This window comes from Vibrio sp. D420a, from assembly GCF_030248625.1.
In the GTDB taxonomy this organism is placed as follows: domain Bacteria; phylum Pseudomonadota; class Gammaproteobacteria; order Enterobacterales; family Vibrionaceae; genus Vibrio; species Vibrio fortis_A.
Genome location: NZ_JAHGAN010000003.1, coordinates 129,892 through 151,892, shown reverse-complemented (window position 1 = coordinate 151,892; position 22,001 = coordinate 129,892). Strand labels below are relative to the sequence as shown.

The following is a 22,001-nucleotide window of genomic DNA, read 5'->3' as shown; positions in this document are numbered from 1 at the left end:
TTTCTAACTCATAGAGGAAAGCCGTGGGTGAGCGACTAAACCAAACACTAATGTTAGGAGTACTTGGATGAATAAGGATTATTCAAGAGATTTGATCGGGTATGGAGCTACCCCTCCAAATCCTCAATGGCCGGGTAATGCGCGTGTCGCGGTCTCCTTTGTATTGAACTACGAAGAAGGCGGTGAACGTTGTCTATTGCACGGTGATGATGAGTCAGAAGCATTTCTCTCAGAGATCCCATCAGCACAACCGATCAAGGGTGAACGTCACATCAGTATGGAATCGATCTACGAGTATGGTAGTCGAGCTGGGGTGTGGCGTGTACTTCGCCTATTTGATGAATATGAAATCCCATTAACTGTCTTTGCTGTCGCTATGGCGATCGAACGTCATCCAGATGTCGCCAAAGCGATGATGGAAGCGGGCCATGAGATTTGTAGCCACGGCTACCGCTGGATTGACTATCAATACATTGATGAGTCTGAAGAGCGCGACCATATGGTGAAAGCGATAGAGATCATCCAGCAAGTGACAGGCCAACGTCCACTCGGCTGGTACACAGGCCGAACGGGTCCAAATACGCGTCGACTTGTCGCAGAAGAGGGTGGTTTTTTGTATGACTCTGATGCCTACGATGACGATCTACCATACTGGCATACCGAGACTGGTAGCCCTCAACTGGTGATCCCTTACACCCTAGATGTGAACGATATGCGCTTTTCGACAGCGCAGGGCTTCAACTCTGGTGAACAGTTTTTCCAATACCTAAAAGACACCTTTGATGCTCTTTATATGGAAGGTGAAACCGCACCGAAAATGATGTCGGTTGGGCTTCACTGCCGATTGGTCGGGCGTCCGGGTCGAATCATGGCATTGAGACGTTTTCTAGATTACGTAAAACAACACGACAGCGTGTGGCTATGTCGTCGTATCGATATTGCCAATCACTGGCATGAACACCATCCGTATAAAGCGGGATAGTGGACTAGGAAAAGCAGTAACAACTCACAACGATAAAAACAACATAAGCAAAGAGAGCAATAGCAAGGAGGCTAACAGTGACAGTATTTCGATCATGCCAACCCACAAAAATGGCTCGCGATGAATTTGTCGCCCATTTTGCAGATGTGTACGAGCACAGCCCTTGGGTGGCCGAAGCAGTGTATGACCAAGGCTTAAATGCAGAGGATGATCATATCGAGAATCTTCATTTGAAAATGGCATCCATGCTTTTGCAAGCCGACCACGGCAAGCAGTTGGCTTTGATCAATGCTCACCCAGACTTAGCTGGTCGAGCAGCAGTAAATGGCGAACTCACAGAGTCGTCTACTAAGGAACAAGCGGGGGCGGGCATCGATAAATGCAGCGCCGAAGAATTTGAAAAATTCACTTCTTACAACAACAGCTACAAAAGTCGCTTCAACTTCCCTTTTATCATGGCGGTAAAGGGAGCCAATCGTTACCAAATTCTTGAGTCGTTCGAGATGCGATTAGGAAATGATAGTGAAACTGAGTTTGCTACGGCGATACAAGAGATCAACAAGATCGCAATGTTTCGTCTCTGGGATATGTAGGTTAACGGAGTTAGCAGCTATTTCAGAACTCGCTTAATGCGTCGGATGCTGAGTAGTCAGCCACTGAACCTTTAAGTTCTCATTTTATTATTACTTGATTAATTTCATAGGATTACACGGACATGACCCATAAATTTGAACAGTACATAAACCTAGCAGACGAAAAACTCGGTGCGGAAGCGATCTTCGCCACGGACGATTTCTTTGCCGACAAAAGCCGCCTACTCAGCCACGCAGCACCCGTGTGGAAAGATGACCTATACGATGACAACGGTAAATGGATGGACGGTTGGGAAAGCCGCCGTAAACGTGGCGAAGGTTATGACTACTGTGTGATTCGCCTTGGTTTGGCGGGCACGATTGCGGGTGTTGATATTGATACTTCATTCTTCACAGGTAACTTCCCGCCTTCTGCATCGATTGATGCATGCTATTCACCACAAGGCGAGCCAACAGACTCTACTGAGTGGCAAGAGATCCTTCCCTCTATTGGCCTGCAAGGCGATCACCATCACCTTGAAGAGATTGAAAGTGACCAAGTATTTACTCACCTGCGTCTAAACATTTATCCAGATGGCGGTGTTGCGCGCCTTCGTGTTTACGGTCGCCCGAGCGTTGATTGGGATGCGATTGATGCACAACAGCAAATTGACCTTGCAGCGGTTGAACATGGCGGACGCGCACTGGCATGTAGTGATGAGCACTACGGTAATAAAGCGAACATTCTTGGCCCTGGCCGCGGTGAAAACATGGGTGATGGTTGGGAAACAGCACGTCGTCGTACACCGGGTAACGATTGGGTGATTGTTGCGTTAGGCCACCCAGGCAACATTGAACGTATCGTTGTTGATACTGCGCACTTTAAAGGTAACTTCCCAGACAGTTGTTCAATTCAAGCAGCGTATGTGAAAGGTGGTACCGACGACCAAGTAGAGACGCAAAGTCTATTCTGGCGTGAGCTTCTACCGGCGCAAAAACTGTCTGCTCACAATATTCATGAATTCATTTCCGAGGTGAACGATCTTGGTGCGGTGACACACGTACGTGCCAACATCTTCCCAGATGGCGGTATCAGCCGTTTACGTCTATTTGGTACCAAAGCGAAATAGGTAAGGAAAAGAGTATGAGTAATGGAATACGTCGTTTAGTGATCGAACCGTTAACCAAACAAGCGTTTGCTGAGTTTGGTGATGTTATCGAGTCTGATAACAGTGATTTTTTCATGATCAACAATGGGTCAACTCGTCGCTACCACAAGCTTGCGGCAACGGATGTGCAAGATCAAGGTGGAGAAGCCATCATCAGCATCTTCCAGGCCACTCCGCTGAAGTACCCATTGACTATCGAGATGCTAGAGCGTCATCCACTTGGCTCTCAGGCATTCGTTCCATTACTTGGTCAACCCTATTTAATTGTTGTCGCGCCAAAGGGCGAAAATCCAACATTAGCCAGCTGCCGAGCGTTCCTCAGCAACGGTCGTCAAGGAGTGAACTATCACAAAGGTGTGTGGCACCATCCTGTTCTCGCGCTTACCGATCAAGACCAGTTCTTGATTGTGGATAGAGGCGGTGAAGGCCATAACTGTGATGAAGTTTATTTTGATAGCGACCTCGTGGCACTGCACTTGGAAGACCTGCCGACGGACAACAATAAGGAAGAGCAGCGCGTTGAAAATGCGCTGTGATACAGGAGTTTATTATGGATCCGCATATTACAGAATGGTTGAATTTGGCGATTCGCTGGATTCACATGATCGTTGGTGTCGCATGGATCGGCGCATCATTTTACTTTGTCTGGCTTGAAAACAACCTAAACAGAGTAAACCCCAAAACAGGCCTATCTGGTGATTTATGGGCGATTCACGGTGGTGGTATCTATCACCTTGAAAAGTACAAGCTGGCACCACCAGAGATGCCAGAACACCTTCACTGGTTTAAATGGGAAGCTTACTTCACTTGGATCACAGGTGTGTGTTTACTTGGAGTTGTCTACTACCTTAACGCCGAGATTTACCTGATCGCACCGGGCTCAGGCCTTGATTCGACTACCGCAATCGCGATTGGTATTGGTTCTTTTGTCGCTGGTTGGTTTATTTACGACCTGTTGTGTGACTCTCCATTAGGTAAGACGCCAGTACTGCTTGGTATTGTGTTGTTCGTGCTGCTGGTGGCCGCGACTTACGGCTTAACCCAAGTGTTCAGCGGCCGTGGTGCTTACATTCATGTGGGCGCGATCATCGGTACCATCATGGTGGGTAACGTATTCCGCGTTATCATGCCTGCACAGCGCAACCTAGTGAAAGCGATTGAAGAGAAGCGCGAACCTGATCCAGCACTTCCAGCGAAAGGCTTACTGCGTTCTCGTCATAACAACTACATGACGCTACCAGTATTGTTCATCATGATCAGTAACCACTTTCCGAGCACGTATGGTTCGGAGTACAACTGGTTGATTCTAGCTGGTTTGGCGGTATTCAGTATCTTGGTTCGCCACTACTTTAATACCCGACATGGCAGTCAGAAGTTTGCTTGGACAGTGCCAGTGGCCGCACTCGGTATGATTACTCTTGCGTTCGTGACCTCACCTTACGCGAAAAAGCAGATGACACCGACACCAGTCGCGAAAGCGCCCGTGGTTGAGCAGGTGCAAAACAGTGCAGAAGCTACACCAGTCGTGGAAGAAATTGCGGCAGGAGTTGTGGAATCTGACAATGGCGCTCATGTTCAGCAAACAGCAGCCACCAGTGCGCCAGCATCTTCGGACGCAGGCATTCGCTTTGAGACCATCAATCAAGTCATTCAAGAGCGCTGTTCGGTGTGTCACTCAGCTTCACCGACTCATGCTGCCTTTGCTGCTGCACCAGCTGGGGTCATCTTGGATACACCTGAAGAGATCAAAGCCAACGTACCGAGAATCATCGCTCAAACCGTAACAACGAAAGTCATGCCACTTGGAAACCTCACCCAAATGACAGATGACGAACGTACTCTTATCGGTGATTGGGCAGCACAAGGAGCCAAACTTCAATAGCAGCATCCTTTACCTAAGAGCGTGAGTCTTAGGTTAGGCTTGGGGAGAGTTTGGTTATACGGGCACGCGCCAAACTCGTCCCACCCTGTTTCCCCGGTTCCTATACCGGGGCTTTTTGTTTCTAGCCTATTTTTGACACTGTTTTTATTGTTAGTTTTAATATTAAGTTGGTGTCTTTCTGTGCTATCCGTCACCATTCTAAATAATTGTTTCATTCTTTTGATAACAACGTAGATTTATAAAATATAGTTGCTCTTCTAATTATTTATCATAGTGATATTTTGTTCTAAGGTAAGTCTTCGGTAACGCTTTTAACTTTCTGTTAAGAATTTTAATAGAGGCTGATTGATATCGTATTTTTATTTATTGAGTGAGATGAATATTACTAAATATGATAAGAACTTTAACTTTGTACACTCCTAAACCGAGCATGGTTTCATAAAATCTGACTCTGTATAGGGCTGCCAAAATTATAAATATCTTGCGTCAGGAGGTGATGTGGAAGATTCTACGTTAGAGATCGAAAAACATAATGTGGCTCCTTACTTATCTATTTTATTGGGTGCAAAATCCGTAAAAGAAGATGTATGTCTAGCTCATGAAACGATAGGAAAGCTATTAGTTGAGGATTCTAATGATGAATTGAAACTCGGCTCTACAATTGTTGATGAGGTAGGAGAGTTAGGAACGGTAAAAATTACGCCATATACTATAACAAAATCCCCAAGTTGGGCTAAAGACTTAGAATTAAAAGATCTAGAGCACCATGTTTTTGTCAGTTTTAATGTAAGAGACCATTTAGCTTTTTACTTTTCTGAAAAAGGGAAAAAGGACGCTATCCGGGAGTATTTTGGTAAGAAAAGATTACCCAATTTGCTTCCTATTCCAATCAATAAATTGAACGGAAATTTCATCAATGAGGATGAAATTAAAATGCTTTGGTTATCTGGGATACATGGTAGGGATAACTTTAAAGCAGACTCCAAAGTTTTAGGTGGCAAAAGTGTAGCGGACACTCTAGATCCTTTAGTGGATCAATCATATATGATGTCAGCTGTGCGTACTGATGTTTGGGATACACAAGCTAAGAGTTCTGTCGGGATAAACCCTTTTAAATCTTCAATCTGGCGCGGACCTTGTAAAGATTGGCAGACTTTCGAAAACCGAGTTTTAGATATTCTTGATCGTTTATCAATTAATAGCACTGAATCAGATAGTCCTATTGGTATCCTTTCTTATCCGATATCGAAGCCAGATGACTTAAAGACTCCTTTTGATTTTTCTCTTGTTGATTATGACTTTCTTCCTGAGGAAGATGGCCAGAATAGAAAAGAACTATTAAAAAAGCTTCAGTACAGTTATCACGCAGAGTTAGTTCCAAGCTTCATCGAAAGTGACATTTCTCTTGATATTTACTATTCAGGTAAAGTTGTCGGTAATATCAGTGTTGAAGTCATCGTTGATGATTACAAGGTTCACTTTAACATAAAGAGTGAGAGTCCAATCGTTAAAAAGTACTTTGACCAATATAAACGTGTGTTCACGTATCCAGAATTGATCAAGTGTTGGTTCGAATCAGGGCATGCAGTTGTTAACGGGATGGTATTTAGTACTGGGTATCAAGACGTTAACTATGAAAAGTTTATTTGGGCTGACTTTGAAAACTATGATATCTCTAAAGAGAAACCAGGGACTAACCCTCAGAAGCCAGCTTTGAAAGATATAGGTAAAGAGAAGTCACTATTTTGTTGGGTAAAAAAGTGCTGGAGCGGTAACTGGCTGAACCCTGATGACTTTAATACAACAGAGAAGCCTCAAGGTTGGCTTTATTGTGATGATGGTTCTGGAGAAAAGGCTGACTTTATTCATTATGTTAAACATGGCTCTTTACACCTTATATCGTTAATTCATGTAAAAGCTTCTAAATCCAGTGCACCAGCGCGCAGAATATCTGTTGGTGCGCATGATGTTGTGCTCAATCAAGCCGTTAAAAATCTGCGTTATACTTCCAGAAAAACTTTACTCGAAGACCTAAGAGCTCGCCATGATACAGCGGCGCATAAGAGTTGTTGGAAAAATGGCCAACCTGCTCAACCTGAAGATTTCTTCCATGATTTATTAGCATTAAAAGACAATAAGTATGTTAAAACTCGGGTAGTTGTGGTGCAACCTCATACTCAGAAAAGCGTTTATGAAGGAAACGTGGGGAACAAGATTAAAACCCAGCTTGATGTACTTTTAGTGAGTGCAGAAAACGCAATTCGCTCATCTGGGGCAGATTTTCATATTATTGGGTTTGATGACAATAAATAACCCTGCTAACTGCTTATATGTAAATTAATTGTCTCCGATGCCCTCTCGTTCATCTGTTAACGCAGTCACGAGAGGGGGGAAGTTGTCACAAAGGAATTGAATAATAATTTTGTGTTGCATTACTATTTTTACTTTTCTCTTACATTCCTCAAGCAATTGATATTTACTATCGAAACTCTCTTATTCATATAGGCAACTGTCTAATTATGAAGCATTTCTTTGAAAGTGAGTTGATGCTCTCTAGCTCGCTCAACTTTGTTCTATTGTCCGTTGGGCTGACTCTTCTGCTGCATATCCCAATTTGGTGTGGGTTTAATTTGAGCCGACGTAAGTGGAAACTGATGGACTATTTATGGCCGTTTCTGGCAGGGATAGGCATGCTTGGCGCTGTCTCAGAGATTCGGGCTAAGGTTGCCGGTGATTGGGTGGAAACCGAACAGATAAGAGCTGTGGTGATTCTGGAGTCTATTCAGCAGTTCTCTCTGGAACGATTGCGCGGTGATGTTTGTTCGGGTCAGCCGTCGGCCAATGATCAAGCCGAATACCATCAAGCCTGTATGTGGTACCTCACAACCGCGAAGACCTTTAAAGATGTTGATTTCTCTATGCTGCCGAGCGCTTCTACATTAATGGTTCCAGCACCTGATATTGCGTTACTAGAGAGCGATTCGGTATGGGTGAGTGGGATGCTGAATCAATACGAGAAGCAGAAAAATCAATACATCAAAACCAGGGAGGCACAGCTTAAACAGCCAATAGAAAGCCTTTTTTGGTATGTGAGTCCTTACCTAGTTTGTTTCGCGATTGCGTTACGCCTAACTAAGGTCACAGCTGAACTCAAACTGGACAAAGCATCGTAGTAGGTTGTGTTCGCTTTCTCGCTCTAGGTCAAAACAATACTGCGTGATATTACCTAGCTCATGTTACGACGTTACCCAAATGACAGTGCAAACGTGAGTAATATAGGCAGGGTCACTACGCTTAAGAAATTGCCAAACAGAACCATAGAGGCGACTTTAGGTGGCTCAACATTGAAGCGTTCAGCAAACAAGTAGTTCATTACCGCTGGCGGCAGCATGGTGAACAGAACCATCATTTGAAGCTGTAAGGTTGGCAGTGGAATAAAGAAGTAGATGATGCCAAAGGCGATGGCTCCGGTGAGCAGAGATTGTGCCGTACATAGCAAACCCACTTTGAGGCCGCTGAGCCTCAGATTAACCATTTGTGAGCCAAGGGATAACAGCATGATCGGCACGGCTGCTTGCCCCAGTAGCGATGTTGCTTCGTAAAGCGGATTCCAAACCGCGACACCAGATAAGTTGAGCGTCATTGCTACGGCTGCGGCAAGGAAAATCGGCATCTTGAAGATCTGTTTTAGCGGGTTCCCTTCACTTAACAGCGCCAAACCCAAACTGATATGGATGCAAGCTGAAACCACAAACAGCAGTACTGCCGGAGCCAGCGCTGTGTCACCAAAGGTATAGGTGAATAGTGGGATCGCAAGGTTACCGCTATTTCGAAACATGTGCGGAGGTGCCCAAGCTTTGAAGTTGAGCTTAAAGATCTTACAGATTGGAATCATTAACACTGCAGGTACTAATACAGCAACTAATGAGGCAGTAATCAGTGGTACTTGCTCAGTATCGAGCGGCATGGTTGCGAGGGATGCAAATACTAAAGCCGGGATACACACGTCCATATTGATGCGGTTAATAGGCTTAAAGTCCGGTTTTAGCCAACGGCCCACGGCAAAGCCAGCAGCCGCGAGCGCAAAAACGGGAAACAGAATGCCAACAACCTGCTCGAACATAGAATTCCTTTTCTGAGTGACGGGTTAATTTAAGGGTATGCTCAACTTAGATTAGAAAGGCTGAACGACTTGCATAACCATCTTAAGTTACCAACATAAATCGTTTACGTCGTGGTCATTTAGCACACACTAGAGATTTAATTATTGTTATTTGATAAGGATGCAAAAAAGACCAGAGGCTGGGGAGCGACTGGTCCTAGAGGTCGAGGTGAATAGAAGGCTAGGCGAATCTGGACGGATTATTAACAACGATTGTCGTTGTTGCCTAGCAGGTGTTACTCGCTTTTAAGCCTAACTGACGAGTTTTTTATATTCTTTGAAATTAGCGTCGTACGCCTTTTCACCGTAGATGTATGTCTCGCTGACGGTTCTGTCATCTCCAAGACTCATCAATACAAACAGCTTTTCTTCAAGCTTGGTTGCTTGCTCCATTCTAAAGCGCATTAGCTGAGTCGCGTGCATATCCAGAACCACGAAATCTGCCTCTTTGCCCACTTCTAAGTTACCGATTTTGTCTTCTAGATGAAGAGAGCGTGCACCACCTAATGTGGCTAAGAATAGTGATTTAGCTGGGTGCAATTTCTTATGTTGAAGCTGCATGATCTTGTACGCTTCACTCATGGTTTGCAGAATAGAGAAGCTAGTACCTGCGCCCACATCGGTACCCATACCAACACGGATTCCGTGCTCTTCCATTTCAGGCAGTCTGAACAGACCTGACCCCAAGAATAGGTTTGAGGTTGGGCAGAAAGCGATAGCAGATTCAGTATCGGCTAAACGCTTACACTCGCAATCAGACAAGTGAATGCCGTGTGCAAAAACCGAACGTTTGTGCAGCAAGCCATAGTGGTCGTATACATCAAGGTAGCTGTCACGTTCAGGGAATAGAGCCTTCACCCACTCAATCTCTTTCTCGTTCTCTGAAAGGTGGGTGTGCATGTACACATCTGGGTACTCTTCTAACAGCTTCCCTACGGTTGCCAGTTGCTCCGGGGTACTCGTTGGCGCAAAACGAGGCGTCACTGCATACAGCAAGCGACCACGATTGTGCCACTTGTCGATCAGCTCTTTTGAGTCGGCATAGCCTGATTCTGGTGTATCGGTTAGGTAATCTGGCGCGTTGCGATCCATCAGCACCTTACCCGCAATCATACGTAGGTTACGTCTCTCAGCTTCTTCAAAGAACACGTTGACCGACTCTTTATGAACGGTGCCGAATACCAACGCTGTTGTGGTACCGTTGCTCGCCAGCTCGTCTAGGAATAGCTTCGCTACTTTGTGCGCGTAAACTGGGTTTTTAAAGCGTTTCTCTTCTGGGAAGGTGTAGTTTTCAAGCCAGTCGAGCAGCTGCTCGCCATACGATGCAATCATACCGGTTTGCGGATAGTGGATATGAGTATCGATAAATCCTGAGGTGATCAGCTTATCTTTGTACTCTTTGACATCGAGGGTTTTGGGCTGACGAGCAAGCACATCATCGGCATTACCCAAATCAACCACATGGCCATTCTCAACCACTAAAATACCGTCTTCAAAATACTCATATGATTCTTCTAAACCGACATCCTTTGGGTCGGCCACGCTATGAAGAATACTGGCGCGATAAGCTTTGCGTTGCGTTGTCATGTTTACTTCCTTTTAATGCCCTACAGTCACGTTATGGCGACTGGAGTCTGCGATTTGTGTTAGGCGATTTTCTCTTCCAGAGGGTGTTCGTCTACATCGCTTGTTTGCTTGGGATCGTTACGATCCTCAGTTTGATAATGTTGGGTCGGGCGCTTCTGTTCAAGCGCTTGTCCCTGATAGTGTGCGATTAGTTCACCGGCAACCGATACCGCGATTTCTGCAGGATGTTTTCCATTCACGGAGCTAATACCAATCGGACAAATCATGGTGTTGATCTGCTCTAGGCTATAGCCGCGCTGTTCCAAGCGGAAATCGAACTTCTTGCGTTTTGTTAGTGAGCCAATCATGCCGAAGTAACGGCTGTCTTCGCGGTCAATGATGGCTTTAGCAAGGTCGAAATCGAGCTGGTGGTTGTGGGTCATCACTAGGTAATAACTGTTTGGTGGCATCTGTTTCACTTCACCAACTGGGTCGTCAGTAACAAGCTTTTTAACGCCTTGAGGTAAGGTTTCAGGGAACACTTCTTCGCGTTCATCAATCCACGTTACGCGGAAAGGCAGAGTGGCGACAATGTGCAATAGCGCCTTAGCCACATGGCCTGCACCAAATAGCACCAAGTGATTTTGTTGAGTACCAATCGGCTCGAAGCTCAGAGTAGCCATTCCGCCACAACATTGGCCAAGGCGAGCACCAAGGTTGAAGCGTTCGACTTTGAGGGACTTTTCGCTGGCGATCAGCATCTCGCGCGCCATCTTAGTCGCAACATGTTCAAGGTGGCCACCGCCAATGGTCGCAATGATGCGATCGCGAGTGACCAGCATTTTTGTTCCGGCATCACGAGGCACAGAACCTCGATCTTCAAGAACCGTCACCATGACACACGGCTCGTAGTTCTCTTCCAATTTTGCCAGTTCGTGAATCCAATTATCCTTAAACATACTTCCTCCAAAAGCTCCAGCTTGATGCTTCTTACGCCAGTCTAAAGAGCTCCCTGCTCAATACTGCGGACTGGCGAGTGTCCTTGTTACCTGTTTGTCACAGCTTGATGATGTTAATCACTACGCCGTCTCTTGCTCTGTGTCGACAGACGCCTTCGCGGGCTCTGAAACAGCTTGAACGGCCATCAGAATGCGCTCTGGTGTCGCGGGTGTATTCAGCTTCGGAATTGCCCCATCGACGGCGACTGAGTTAATGGCATCTTTGAGTGCGCTCCATACCGACATCCCTAGCATAAACGGTGGTTCACCAACCGCTTTCGAGTTGAAGACGGTGTCTTCTGGGTTACTGCGGTTCTCCAATAGATGCGTTCTAAAATCGATTGGCATATCGGCAATCGCTGGGATCTTGTAACTTGCAGGGCCATTGGTCATTAGGCGGCCTTGCTCATTCCATACCAACTCTTCCGTGGTGAGCCAGCCTGCGCCCTGAACGAAGCCCCCTTCTACTTGACCGATATCGATAGCAGGGTTCAATGAAGCCCCTACATCGTGCAGGATATCGACGCGCAGAATTTTGTTCTCACCTGTCAGCGTATCAATGATCACTTCAGAACATGATGCGCCGTAGGCGTAGTAGTAGAACGGACGGCCGCGCGCTTTCTCGTGATCGTAATAGATCTTCGGAGTGCGGTAGAAGCCAGTGCTGGAGAGCGAGATTTGGTTAAACCAAGCCAGTTCGACAAACGCGTTGAAGGTCATGATCTCGTCGCGGATCTGTACCATACCGTTCTTGAACACGACTTCTTCTTGCGAAACTTTGAAGTGCGAGGCTGCAAAGTCGATCAGTCGTTGCTTAATCGTTATTGCGGCGTTCTGCGCGGCCTTACCATTGAGGTCGGCGCCCGATGAGGCCGCGGTTGGTGATGTGTTCGGAACTTTGTCTGTGTTTGTAGCGGTGATCTGGATACGTTCGACATCGACTTGGAACTCCTCTGCAACGATTTGCGCCACTTTGATGTTCAAGCCTTGGCCCATTTCCGTACCGCCGTGATTCAAATGAATACTGCCATCGGTGTAGATATGGATAAGCGCACCAGCTTGGTTCAAGAAAGTTGCGGTAAATGAGATGCCGAATTTCACCGGAGTGATTGCCAAGCCTTTTTTCAAGATAGGGCTCTGCTTGTTGAACTCATCAATTTCTTTACGGCGAGCGTGGTAGTCACTGCTGCGTTCAAGCTGTTCGGTTATCTCAGGAAGAAAGTTGTCTTCAACGGTTTGGTAGTAATGGGTCACGTTACGGCCTTCTTTGCCGTAATAGTTCGCCTTACGTACCTCCAATGGATCTTTTTTCAGGTAACGAGCGATCTCATCCATGATGTGTTCAATTGTCATCATGCCTTGAGGGCCGCCGAAACCACGGTAAGCGGTGTTAGATGCTGTGTTGGTTTTGCAGCGGTGTCCTACCACAGTTGCATCGCCAAGGTAGTAGGCGTTGTCTGAGTGGAACATCGCGCGGTCAACAATCGAGCTTGAAAGGTCAGGTGAGTAGCCACAGTTACCTGCTACGGTAATATCGGCACCCTGAATCACGCCGTTGTCATCAAAACCGACTGTGTATTGGTTGTAGAATGGATGGCGTTTGCCCGTCTGCTGCATATCTTCGTTACGCAGTAGGCGCATTTTAGTTGGTCGACCTGTTAGGCTGGCGACGACTGCAGCGATACACGCAGGAGATGCCGCTTGAGTCTCTTTACCACCAAAGCCACCACCCATACGGCGCATATCAATCACTACTTTGTGCATTGGCACACCAAGCACTTCTGCAACCAATTTTTGTACTTCGGTTGGGTTTTGTGTCGAGGTGTACACAATCATCCCGCCGTCTTCGGTCGGCATCACGCTGCTGACTTGAGTCTCAAGATAGAAGTGCTCTTGACCGCCGATCTCGAGATCGCCTGATATCACATGTTTGGCTTTGGCAAGTGCCGCTTTTGAATCACCACGTTGCTGTGTGTGGCTCTCTGTGACGAAGTGCTCTTTAGCTAAGGCTTCTTTCACATCGAGAATCGCTGGCAGCTCTTCGTATTCAATGATGGCGGCGTGCGCTGCTTTGCGTGCCGTTTCAAGATCGTTGGCCGCCACAGCAATCACTGGCTGGCCGTAGAATTCGACTTTTCCATCGGCGAGTAGAGGATCGCCAGGAAGGATGGCACCGATATCCAGTTCACCCGGTACATCTTTAGCCTGAATCGCGATGGCGACGCCTTCAAATTCGTAACACGGCGAGACGTCGATCTTGGTGATTTTTGCATGCGCTTGAGTACTAAGGCGCGCGTAGACGTGCAGTTGGTTTGGGAACTCTAAACGGTCATCGATGTATACCGCTTCTCCCGTTACTTGTTTTGGTGCACTGTCGTGTTTAACGCTTTTACCCACGCCAGTTTTAAGATCTTGTTTTGCGATGGTCACCATCTCTTCGTGGGTCATCGCCTGTTTGTTTTTGTTAGACATAAGACGTTACCCTTGTTTCGATTTGATTGTGCTTGTTCTGCTGTTCAATGAAGTAACGGCGCAACATATTGGCTGCCGACAGTGAACGGTATTCTTGGCTCGCTCGAAAATCAGAGAGTGGCTCGAAGTCTTGATACAGTTCCTGCATCGCTTCTTTAATTGTAGCGTCTGTCCAAGGGCTGCCTAATAACGTATTTTCACAACGAGCGGCGCGCTTAGGCGTTGCAGCCATACCACCAAAGGCGATACGTGCGTGTGTTACCTTGCCTTCTTTCACCTGAATGTCGAAGGCGCCACACACGGCTGAGATGTCATCATCTAGACGTTTTGAGAGCTTGTAAGCACGGAAGTTATCGCTGCTTGGTTTAGGAATGATGATCTGCTCGATAAACTCACTCTCTTTCTGAGCGGTGACTTTATAGCTGATAAAGTAGTCCTCGATCGGCATGGTGCGCGACTCATCGCCACAACGCAGTTTGATCTTGGCATCTAACGCAATCAGTAGCGGAGGCGTATCACCGATAGGGGAAGCATTGGCGACGTTGCCGCCAATAGTGCCTTGGTTACGTACTTGCAGTGAAGCAAAGCGATGAAGCAGTTCGCCAAAGTCTGGGTAGTGCTTTTTCAATAGTGAATAAGCGTCGCTGATTGGAAGGTTGGCACCGATGATAAGGTCGGTGTCGGTCTCTTCACACAGCTTCATGTCTTCGACAAGATTGACGCTGATAAGGGTTTCAATCTCACGGTGAAACTGCGTAACTTCCAGTGCTAGGTCGGTGCCGCCTGCAACCAGCTTAGCTTTCGGATGAGCGATATACAGTTTTGCAAGCTCATCAATACTTTTTGGAGAGAATGCGGTGAGATGACCTAAACGAAGGTTTGCTTCAGTGCCTTGAATGCTCTCCAACTTTTCAATGGTTTTGCGTTCAAGTTCAGCGAATTGGTCGATAAGAGGTTGGTCTGTAGACAAAGACATCGCAGCATCAACAATCGGTCGGTAACCCGTACAGCGACATAAATTGCCTGCTAGAGACTCCATCACATCTTTTTTGCTAGCGTTAGGCTTGTTCTTGCCAAGCGCGAACATCGACATAATGAATCCCGGTGTACAGTAACCACACTGTGAGCCATGAAAATCCACAACCGCTTGTTGTACAGGGTGTAAAGAGCGATCTCGGTTCTGTAGATCTTCGACGGTAATCAGTTGCTTGCCGTGTAGAGCTGAAACGAACGTCAAGCATGAGTTTACCGAGCGATACTGTAATTGCCCGTCTACTACTTCACCTAACACCACAGTACACGCACCGCAATCGCCTGAACCGCACCCCTCTTTGGTACCTGTCTTCTTGACGTTAGTACGCAGGTAATTAAGTACGGTCATATTCGGCGACAGATTGTCTTCGTGTCTTATTTCCTGATTGAGCAAAAAAGTAATCAAGAGACCTCCTTGTATATCGACATATTCCATGTGTAATTTTTTTGACTTCTTGGTCAATAATTATCCATCCTGACCCTGTGGTCAACTATTTATTTACAAAAATGCAACAAAGAGGTTTTGAGTAAAATTGTATACAATAATTTTTTGATTTTAATTTGTTGTTTTTAATTGAGTAAATTTGGAAATTGAGGGTTTAATGGGGTGAATGGATTTTCTTTTATGTATACAAATAATCTTTGGATAATTGGAGGGTTTTGCTAAGTATTTGGTCGTGGCTGTGGTGCAAAATCCGATAGAAAAGAGAACAAAAAGTACAAGAAATGAGTTGTGAGAGAGTGTGGTTTCTGGTGCTAGGCATGAAAAAAGCGAGTATAGAACTCGCTTTTAGAGAGGATTTTAACTTGTTCAGCAAGCGTTCGAACTAGGACTTGCTCTTGAGAAGATCTGAGAAAACCACATGGAGGTCGCTAGAGGCGGTGCTGCTGTCTAGATTGAGCTTAGAACGAATATGGCTTAAGTGTTCGCGCATTAAATCAACCGCTTGCTCTTCATCGCCAGACTCGATGGCATCCAGTAACTGCTCGTGTTCGTCTTGAGAACAGTTTGAATGAGTACCTGTTTCGTACTGAGCGATCAGTAGGGAGGTTTGTGAAACTAAGCTACGTTGGAAAGCCAGTAGCGGCGCGTTTTCTGCCATTTCAGCAAGTTTAATATGGAACTCGCCAGACAGTCGCAGGCCAGAACCGTAGTCGCCCTGTTCAAAGGCGCAGTTCTCTTTCGCGACCAGTTTTCTGCATTCGTCGATCTGAGCTTTAGTGGCATTCTTAACCGCAAGTTCAGTGATGGCTAACTCCATTACTTCACGTGCTTTGAAAATCTGTTTTGCTTCATCAACCGTTGGTGCGGCAATCACGGCGCCTCGGTTTGGACGAATAACCACAACTTGTTCTAACGATAGACGCAGTAAGGCACGGCGGATGATGGTGCGGCTTACACCGAAGATTTCTGCTAATGCTTCTTCGCTCAGTTTGGTGGCTGGTGGCAGTCTTTGTTCTAATATCGCGTCGAAGATATGGCAGTAAACAACGTCATCTTGGGTTTGACCCGTTACTTTCGTTTTTACACCTTTTGAGACAGAATTTTTGAGAGCTGTCATAGAGATAAAGGCCCTTGTTTAGTCGAGTAGGGATTGTTGAGCATATTGCACTGGTATTAATCTATATTGTATACACTTATCCATACAATGCTACCGCCAGAGGTCAATAGGTTAGAGAGTTTGCGCATATCTGATAACAATTGAGACACAGTTTTCATCTTGCTTGAAAAACTGTGCCATCGAGTATGAAATCTTATCAATATGATTTGCGAAGTAGAGGTTAGCCGTGCTGTTAAACGCGGTTATCTCCGCCACTGTAGGCAACAATTTGGCTTATCTCACTCAAGCTTCTTCCTGATTGTTGCTGCCATTCGTTGAACGCGTTACTTGCGGCTTGTTGAGCGCGTTTGGTGTTGCGTCCGCTGTCGATAACACCGGTTGTGCGCAGGTGTGCTTCGACGTCTGTCGACAAGATAAACGTATCTTTACCCATTTGACGTAGGGTGTAGGCACCAGTGTTACCACCGAGTCGTTTACCGTGCTTTTTGAGGTGATCCCAAAGTTCGGTAATGCGTTCTGATGGCCACTCTGCAACCATTTGAGCGAAGCTGCCGTATTCACGCTGAGCGTTGCGGATCATCATCGCATTCGCAGGGATCGTCATGACTTTGGTCAGGTGGCGAATAATGCGTGGGTCTTGTGCTTTTTGCTCCCACATTTCATTAGGTAGCATCAGCATCTTCTCAACATCGAACTCAAAGAATACCTCTTCGAATTGAGGCCATTTCTTCCTTACAACACTCCAAGAAATACCACACTGAAATACTTTTTCGGTAAAGGCTGCGAGCCAGCGATCATCACCAATCTGCATCAGTTCATCGTGGGTCAGTGGCTTGCGAACGATCTTCTCAAGTTCAGCTTCGCCACCCTTACGGTGAGCTGCTCTTTGATAAATGGTTTCAAACTTTTCTTGGGTCATGACGGATTCCAAATTACTTCGATTTTTTAATGATATGGGGACGAATCGACAGATGAAAAGGGGTGCTACACCTCACTCGCCAATTGATCGAGGAATCCTCGCATATAGTTGGTGCGACGTTCAGCTTCTTGTTTGGCCGATTCGGTATTCATGGTCTGTGCGAGCTTGAACAGCTTCACGTAGAAGTGGTCAACGCTGAAGTGTCTATCATTTAAATCACGCTCTTCAGCGAACGGGTCTTCATGATTATAGAGTTCAGCATCAAAGCTTTGACCAACAAACAAGCAGCGAGCAATGCCAATCGCGCCGAGGGAATCTAGACGGTCGGCATCTTGAACGATCTGCGCTTCAACGGTTTCTGGCGTGATATTCGCGCTATAACTATGGGTAACAATTGCATGGTGAATCGCATCTAAATGATGAGCGGGGTAGTCAATTGACTTGAGAAATGCGATTGCTTTGTCGGCGGCGACTTTTGAACTTGTCGCTCGCTCGGGGTGATTCTTCGGGAAGGTAAAACAGTCATGCAGATAGGCTGCAGGTAACACAACTTCAAGCTCTGCTTGTTCTTGGGCACACAAGGATTTTGCTGTTTTGACGACACGCTTGATGTGGCTGATGTCATGAGCCGCATCTTGGGTCATCTCTTGCTTTGCAAAGTTAAGCATCTGATCTTCAAACTGTTCGAGCACGTTCGGTTCTTTTTCTGATTGGTATTGAGTTGTCATGCTAATCATTTCTGACTCTGTTTTACAGGCAATCTTATGGGCTTTGTACTGAAGCTCTAGTTTCTGAGGTTTGAGCTTATCGAGTTCGTTTTCTGAAACACCAAATACAACAAAGCCGACTCAAAGGTCGGCTTCAAATTATGTTTAGCTTAAGGCTTCTAGGCTGCATCTTTTTGCAGTTGAGTCAGCACATCGTGTAGTGATGGGCTAATGGTGTGGCCGAGTGCTTTTACTTCTTCACACGGTTCGACCAAATCCGGGATCTGGAAGCTGATCATATTCGCTGCCATAGAAGCGCGGATGCCGTTGTTGGAATCTTCAAATGCCAGACATGATTCCGGAGCAACGCCAAGACGTTCTGCCGCTAATAGGTAGATCTCTGGGTGTGGCTTGCCATTCGTTACCTCACAGCCAGTGCTTAGAGAAGTGAAGTAAGAATCTAACCCTGCTAACTCAAGTTTCTTCTTGGCGATATCCAGTTGTGTTGAAGTCGCAACTGCAGCTGGAATGTTGTTTGACTTCAACCACTCTAGCAGTTCAATCACGCCCTCTTTTACTGGAATCGCTTGGTTTTTCACGATTGCACTGTAGCGAGTGCGCCACTCATTGTTGAGGGCTGGGTAGTCGAGGTCTTCGCCGTAACCGTTACGAAATATTTGCTCGATGGTTTTAGCATTGCAGCCGATAATGCCGAGGTAAACATCTTTCAGGAAAGGGACCCCTTGTGCTTGGCAGGCTTCTTCGAATATCTGCATACACAGGCGCTCGGTATCGAGAAGTAGGCCATCCATATCAAAAATTGCTGCTTGGAATTTCATAGTTGCGGTTCTTGTACCATCGTCTTTGCTGAGGGCGGCTATTTTGACATACCCCAATAACTTAGGCGAGTTAAAGCTCTGTGAATAAACGTTCCAAACTATGACAACTCGGCTTAAGTTTTCCTTTAATTACCCAGAAAATTCATATGCATATCATTGCGTTAATAACGATTGGATCTGATGGGTTAATTTTATAGATTTCCGCGTTCTAAAAGAAACAATCAACATCAGCGTGCATAACAAATCGACGTCGTGATGAAGAGAAATGATCACAATCTAGATACTTATTGCCCTGTTATCGTGACCATAATCTGATAAAAAACAATCCGTTAGAATGGTCAATCAGAGTGTGACCTAGTAATAAGTAAATCATTGAACATACAGAGAAAATATCCCTATTCCATGTTTTAGGTAGGGTAGCTTATGTTGTATTTTGAGTTTCTATTTTTGCTAGTCGTCCTCTATATCGGTTCTCGATATGGCGGTATTGGTTTAGGTGTTGTTTCTGGTATTGGCTTGGTGATTGAAGTCTTCATTTTTAAGATGCCACCAACCTCTCCACCAGTCACTGTAATGCTGATTATTCTTGCGGTTGTGACCTGTGCTTCCATCTTAGAAGCCGCTGGTGGTTTGAAATACATGCTGCAAGTGGCGGAGAGGGTACTAAGAAAGAACCCGAAACGCGTGACTTTGATAGCGCCGTTTGTGACTTACTCGATGACATTTCTATTGGGTACTGGCCATGCGGTTTACTCAATTATGCCGATCATCGGTGATGTGGCGCTTAAAAATGGCATCCGTCCAGAGCGTCCAATGGCATCTGCTTCTGTAGCTTCACAATTGGCGATTACTGCGTCTCCAATCTCAGCGGCCGTGGTTTACTACTTAGCGCAGCTGTCTGATATTCAGCACTCCATTACCTTATTGTCTATCCTGCTTGTGACAGTGCCTGCAACGCTGTTTGGTACGCTGTTGTTGTCCCTGTATAGCTTGAAGCGCGGTAAAGAGCTAAATGACGATCCTGATTACCAAGCGCGATTAAAAGATCCTGAGTGGAAAAAGCGCATTGAAAGCACCACTGCGACTTCTTTAGATGAAGTGCTACCAACGTCGGCTCGCAACGCAGTATTGATCTTCCTACTTTCAATTGTGGTGATCGTAATTGTGGCGATGGTACCTGAGATCAGAACCATTGTAGACGGTGAAAAGCCAATCAAGATGTCGGTGATCATCCAAATGATGATGCTTTGCTTCGGCGGTATCATCTTGCTGGCGACCAAAACTGACCCACGTGACGTACCAAACGGTGTGGTATTCAAATCAGGCATGGTGGCAGCAATCGCAATCTTCGGTATCGCGTGGATGTCGGATACCTACTTCCAGTACGCCATGCCTCAGTTCAAGTCGGGCATCGTTGAGATGGTAACTAACTACCCATGGACGTTCGCACTGGCGCTATTCATTGTATCGGTTGTGGTGAATTCACAAGCTGCCACCGCGCGTATGATGCTCCCTGTTGGCCTTGGTCTAGGGTTAGACCCAGCTTTACTTATCGGCTTGATGCCAGCGGTATATGGTTACTTCTTTATTCCTAACTACCCATCAGACATTGCAACAGTGAACTTCGATGTTTCTGGCACTACCAAAATTGGTAAGTGGTACTTCAATCACTCATTCATGTCTGTTGGTTTGATTGGCGTAGTCGGTGCTTGTTGCCTAGGCTACGTGTTAGCTAAGGTATTCATCGGCTGATATAAATATCAATGAGTTAACAAGAAAAACAGCGCTGATTAAGGCGCTGTTTTTGTATCTGTTTGATGGTTGAATTTATAAGATGTTGTTGTTAGATTGGATGAATGCAAACGAATCCTACACCTTCATCATTCATTATCTGGTGGCGCTCTAAGTAGAGCGGCGCAGGATTCTTACATTCTTAAGCTGCTGGTAGGTAGCTAAGAATGTCATCTCTTTTGTATCTCCAGTAGCGGTTTATTTTTACTAGGAGATACCATTATGAAAACCAATCAACACACTGATACAAAAGAAATTATCCTTACTGGTGACAGAGCTACAGGCCCGCTGCACTTGGGTCACTATGTGGGTTCACTCAAGCAGCGTGTGGCTTTGCAGTCACAGCATGAGCAGACGATTCTGGTCGCGGACATGCAAGGCTTAACGGATAACGCGCATAACCCAAGTAAAGTCTCTTCCAACATTCTAAACGTGGTGGCTGATTATCTAGCTGTTGGCATTGACCCTTCGCAAACCACCATCTGTCTTCAATCACAAGTTCCTGCGCTTGCAGAGCTGACCATGTACTACAGCAATCTTGTCTCTATCAGTCGATTAGAACGCAATCCTACAGTGAAAAGTGAGATTCAAAACAAGGGCTTTGAGCGATCTATTCCGGCAGGTTTCTTAACTTACCCTATCTCTCAAGCGGCGGACATTACAGGTTTCAACGCCACATTAGTCCCTGTAGGAGACGACCAACTGCCGATGTTAGAGCAAACCAATGAGATCGTGAGAAAGGTAAACGGTTTAGCAGGACGTACCGTTTTGAATGAGTGCAGACCATTGCTCAGTAATGCTCCGCGCTTACCTAGTACTGATGGCAAAAACAAGATGTCGAAGTCGATGGGTAATGCCATCAACTTAGGCGCGAGTGAGAAAGAGATCTCTACAGCCGTCAAATCTATGTATACCGATCCTAATCATCTAAGAGTGGAGGACCCGGGTACCGTCGAAGGAAATGTGGTGTTCACGTATCTTGATGCGTTCCACCCAGATAAGAATGATGTAGAGCAGCTTAAAGAGCACTATCGACGTGGCGGGCTAGGTGATGGCACGACCAAGAAAGTCTTGGAAGAGTGTCTACAAGAGATGCTTCGTCCAATCAGAGCACGTAGGGCCGAGTATCTTAATGACAAGGCTCAGCTATTGGAAATCTTATCTATCGGCAGTCAGCGTTCGAGAGAGAAAACAGCCAAAGTTCTGTTCGATGTGAAGGATGTTTTTGGGCTCAATATCTTCTGAAAGTCTCAAAGGTATCTTGATGCAATATTAAAAACTTGCTGCGTCGGCGGGTTGCGACCAAAACCAATGAGGCTCACACCGAGCCTCATTAAATTCCACTCTC

At 46.0% G+C, this 22,001-nt stretch carries 17 protein-coding genes and 2 pseudogenes; 10 read left to right on the top strand and 9 right to left on the bottom strand.

What is annotated here, in order from left to right:
• The first annotated feature begins 67 nt into the window (after positions 1-67).
• The 8 genes and pseudogenes from puuE (at position 68) to KI743_RS04430 (ending at position 7,778) form a co-directional block, all read left to right on the top strand.
• Complete coding sequence (gene puuE / locus KI743_RS04460; protein ID WP_285465304.1) at positions 68-982, top strand: allantoinase PuuE; 915 nt, start codon at positions 68-70, stop codon at positions 980-982.
• Positions 983-1,059: 77 nt separating this feature from the next.
• Positions 1,060-1,575, top strand: coding sequence for a 2-oxo-4-hydroxy-4-carboxy-5-ureidoimidazoline decarboxylase (gene uraD / locus KI743_RS04455; protein WP_285465302.1), 516 nt, complete (start codon positions 1,060-1,062; stop codon positions 1,573-1,575).
• A 122-nt stretch (positions 1,576-1,697) separates the two neighbouring features.
• Positions 1,698-2,684: an allantoicase gene (gene alc, locus KI743_RS04450; RefSeq protein WP_032553522.1), complete on the top strand. Its 987-nt coding sequence runs from the start codon at positions 1,698-1,700 to the stop codon at positions 2,682-2,684.
• A 14-nt stretch (positions 2,685-2,698) separates the two neighbouring features.
• A complete protein-coding gene (locus tag KI743_RS04445; protein ID WP_032553521.1) occupies positions 2,699-3,259 on the top strand; it encodes an ureidoglycolate lyase in 561 nt (186 codons plus the stop codon).
• A 14-nt stretch (positions 3,260-3,273) separates the two neighbouring features.
• Positions 3,274-4,216, top strand: a pseudogene (locus KI743_RS04440) (urate hydroxylase PuuD); the annotation flags it as partial.
• A gap of 122 nt (positions 4,217-4,338) precedes the next feature.
• Positions 4,339-4,605 (top strand): annotated as a pseudogene (locus KI743_RS24625) (hypothetical protein); the annotation flags it as partial.
• A 498-nt stretch (positions 4,606-5,103) separates the two neighbouring features.
• Positions 5,104-6,918: a hypothetical protein gene (locus KI743_RS04435; RefSeq protein ID WP_285465299.1), complete on the top strand. Its 1,815-nt coding sequence runs from the start codon at positions 5,104-5,106 to the stop codon at positions 6,916-6,918.
• Between the two features lie 206 nt (positions 6,919-7,124).
• Positions 7,125-7,778, top strand: coding sequence for a hypothetical protein (locus KI743_RS04430; protein ID WP_285465298.1), 654 nt, complete (start codon positions 7,125-7,127; stop codon positions 7,776-7,778).
• Positions 7,779-7,849: 71 nt separating this feature from the next.
• Here KI743_RS04430 and KI743_RS04425 read toward each other — a convergent pair whose 3' ends face one another.
• The 9 genes from KI743_RS04425 to KI743_RS04385 form a co-directional block, all read right to left on the bottom strand.
• The gene (locus tag KI743_RS04425) at positions 7,850-8,728 is read right to left on the bottom strand and encodes an AEC family transporter (protein WP_285465296.1); all 879 of its coding nucleotides are present in this window, start codon (positions 8,726-8,728) and stop codon (positions 7,850-7,852) included.
• Between the two features lie 291 nt (positions 8,729-9,019).
• Positions 9,020-10,354, bottom strand: a complete 1,335-nt coding sequence (guaD, locus tag KI743_RS04420) for a guanine deaminase (protein WP_285465293.1) — start codon at positions 10,352-10,354, stop codon at positions 9,020-9,022.
• A gap of 59 nt (positions 10,355-10,413) precedes the next feature.
• Complete coding sequence (gene xdhC / locus KI743_RS04415) at positions 10,414-11,292, bottom strand: xanthine dehydrogenase accessory protein XdhC (protein ID WP_285465291.1); 879 nt, start codon at positions 11,290-11,292, stop codon at positions 10,414-10,416.
• Positions 11,293-11,412: 120 nt separating this feature from the next.
• Positions 11,413-13,803 carry a xanthine dehydrogenase molybdopterin binding subunit gene (gene xdhB / locus KI743_RS04410; RefSeq protein WP_285465290.1) on the bottom strand — a complete coding sequence of 797 codons (2,391 nt, stop codon included), beginning with the start codon at positions 13,801-13,803 and terminating at the stop codon, positions 11,413-11,415.
• Complete coding sequence (gene xdhA / locus KI743_RS04405; protein ID WP_285465289.1) at positions 13,796-15,241, bottom strand: xanthine dehydrogenase small subunit; 1,446 nt, start codon at positions 15,239-15,241, stop codon at positions 13,796-13,798. Before xdhA ends, xdhB begins: the two co-directional genes overlap by 8 nt.
• A 421-nt stretch (positions 15,242-15,662) precedes the next feature.
• Positions 15,663-16,397 (bottom strand): GntR family transcriptional regulator, encoded by a 735-nt coding sequence (locus tag KI743_RS04400; protein WP_032553512.1) that lies wholly within the window; start codon positions 16,395-16,397, stop codon positions 15,663-15,665.
• Between the two features lie 232 nt (positions 16,398-16,629).
• Positions 16,630-17,316, bottom strand: a complete 687-nt coding sequence (locus KI743_RS04395) for a DNA-3-methyladenine glycosylase I (protein WP_150868454.1) — start codon at positions 17,314-17,316, stop codon at positions 16,630-16,632.
• Between the two features lie 65 nt (positions 17,317-17,381).
• Positions 17,382-18,008, bottom strand: coding sequence for an HD domain-containing protein (locus KI743_RS04390; protein ID WP_285465415.1), 627 nt, complete (start codon positions 18,006-18,008; stop codon positions 17,382-17,384).
• A 194-nt stretch (positions 18,009-18,202) separates the two neighbouring features.
• Positions 18,203-18,862, bottom strand: a complete 660-nt coding sequence (locus KI743_RS04385; protein ID WP_285407086.1) for an HAD family phosphatase — start codon at positions 18,860-18,862, stop codon at positions 18,203-18,205.
• A gap of 423 nt (positions 18,863-19,285) precedes the next feature.
• Here KI743_RS04385 and KI743_RS04380 point away from each other — a divergent pair, with 423 nt between their 5' ends.
• Both KI743_RS04380 and trpS read left to right on the top strand, forming a co-directional pair.
• Positions 19,286-20,614, top strand: a complete 1,329-nt coding sequence (locus tag KI743_RS04380; RefSeq protein ID WP_150897051.1) for an anaerobic C4-dicarboxylate transporter — start codon at positions 19,286-19,288, stop codon at positions 20,612-20,614.
• Between the two features lie 261 nt (positions 20,615-20,875).
• On the top strand, positions 20,876-21,898 hold the full coding sequence (trpS, locus tag KI743_RS04375) for a tryptophan--tRNA ligase (RefSeq protein ID WP_285465286.1): 1,023 nt from the start codon (positions 20,876-20,878) through the stop codon (positions 21,896-21,898).
• Positions 21,899-22,001: the final 103 nt, after the last annotated feature.

Coding starts and splice junctions, on each gene's coding strand:
- puuE (WP_285465304.1), top strand. CDS start 68: ATGAATAAGGATTATTCAAGAGATTTGATCGGGTATGGAGCTACCCCT.
- alc (WP_032553522.1), top strand. CDS start 1,698: ATGACCCATAAATTTGAACAGTACATAAACCTAGCAGACGAAAAACTC.
- KI743_RS04445 (WP_032553521.1), top strand. CDS start 2,699: ATGAGTAATGGAATACGTCGTTTAGTGATCGAACCGTTAACCAAACAA.
- KI743_RS04430 (WP_285465298.1), top strand. CDS start 7,125: ATGAAGCATTTCTTTGAAAGTGAGTTGATGCTCTCTAGCTCGCTCAAC.
- KI743_RS04425 (WP_285465296.1), bottom strand. CDS start 8,728: ATGTTCGAGCAGGTTGTTGGCATTCTGTTTCCCGTTTTTGCGCTCGCG.
- guaD (WP_285465293.1), bottom strand. CDS start 10,354: ATGACAACGCAACGCAAAGCTTATCGCGCCAGTATTCTTCATAGCGTG.
- xdhC (WP_285465291.1), bottom strand. CDS start 11,292: ATGTTTAAGGATAATTGGATTCACGAACTGGCAAAATTGGAAGAGAAC.
- xdhB (WP_285465290.1), bottom strand. CDS start 13,803: ATGTCTAACAAAAACAAACAGGCGATGACCCACGAAGAGATGGTGACC.
- KI743_RS04400 (WP_032553512.1), bottom strand. CDS start 16,397: ATGACAGCTCTCAAAAATTCTGTCTCAAAAGGTGTAAAAACGAAAGTA.
- KI743_RS04395 (WP_150868454.1), bottom strand. CDS start 17,316: ATGACCCAAGAAAAGTTTGAAACCATTTATCAAAGAGCAGCTCACCGT.
- KI743_RS04385 (WP_285407086.1), bottom strand. CDS start 18,862: ATGAAATTCCAAGCAGCAATTTTTGATATGGATGGCCTACTTCTCGAT.
- KI743_RS04380 (WP_150897051.1), top strand. CDS start 19,286: ATGTTGTATTTTGAGTTTCTATTTTTGCTAGTCGTCCTCTATATCGGT.
- trpS (WP_285465286.1), top strand. CDS start 20,876: ATGAAAACCAATCAACACACTGATACAAAAGAAATTATCCTTACTGGT.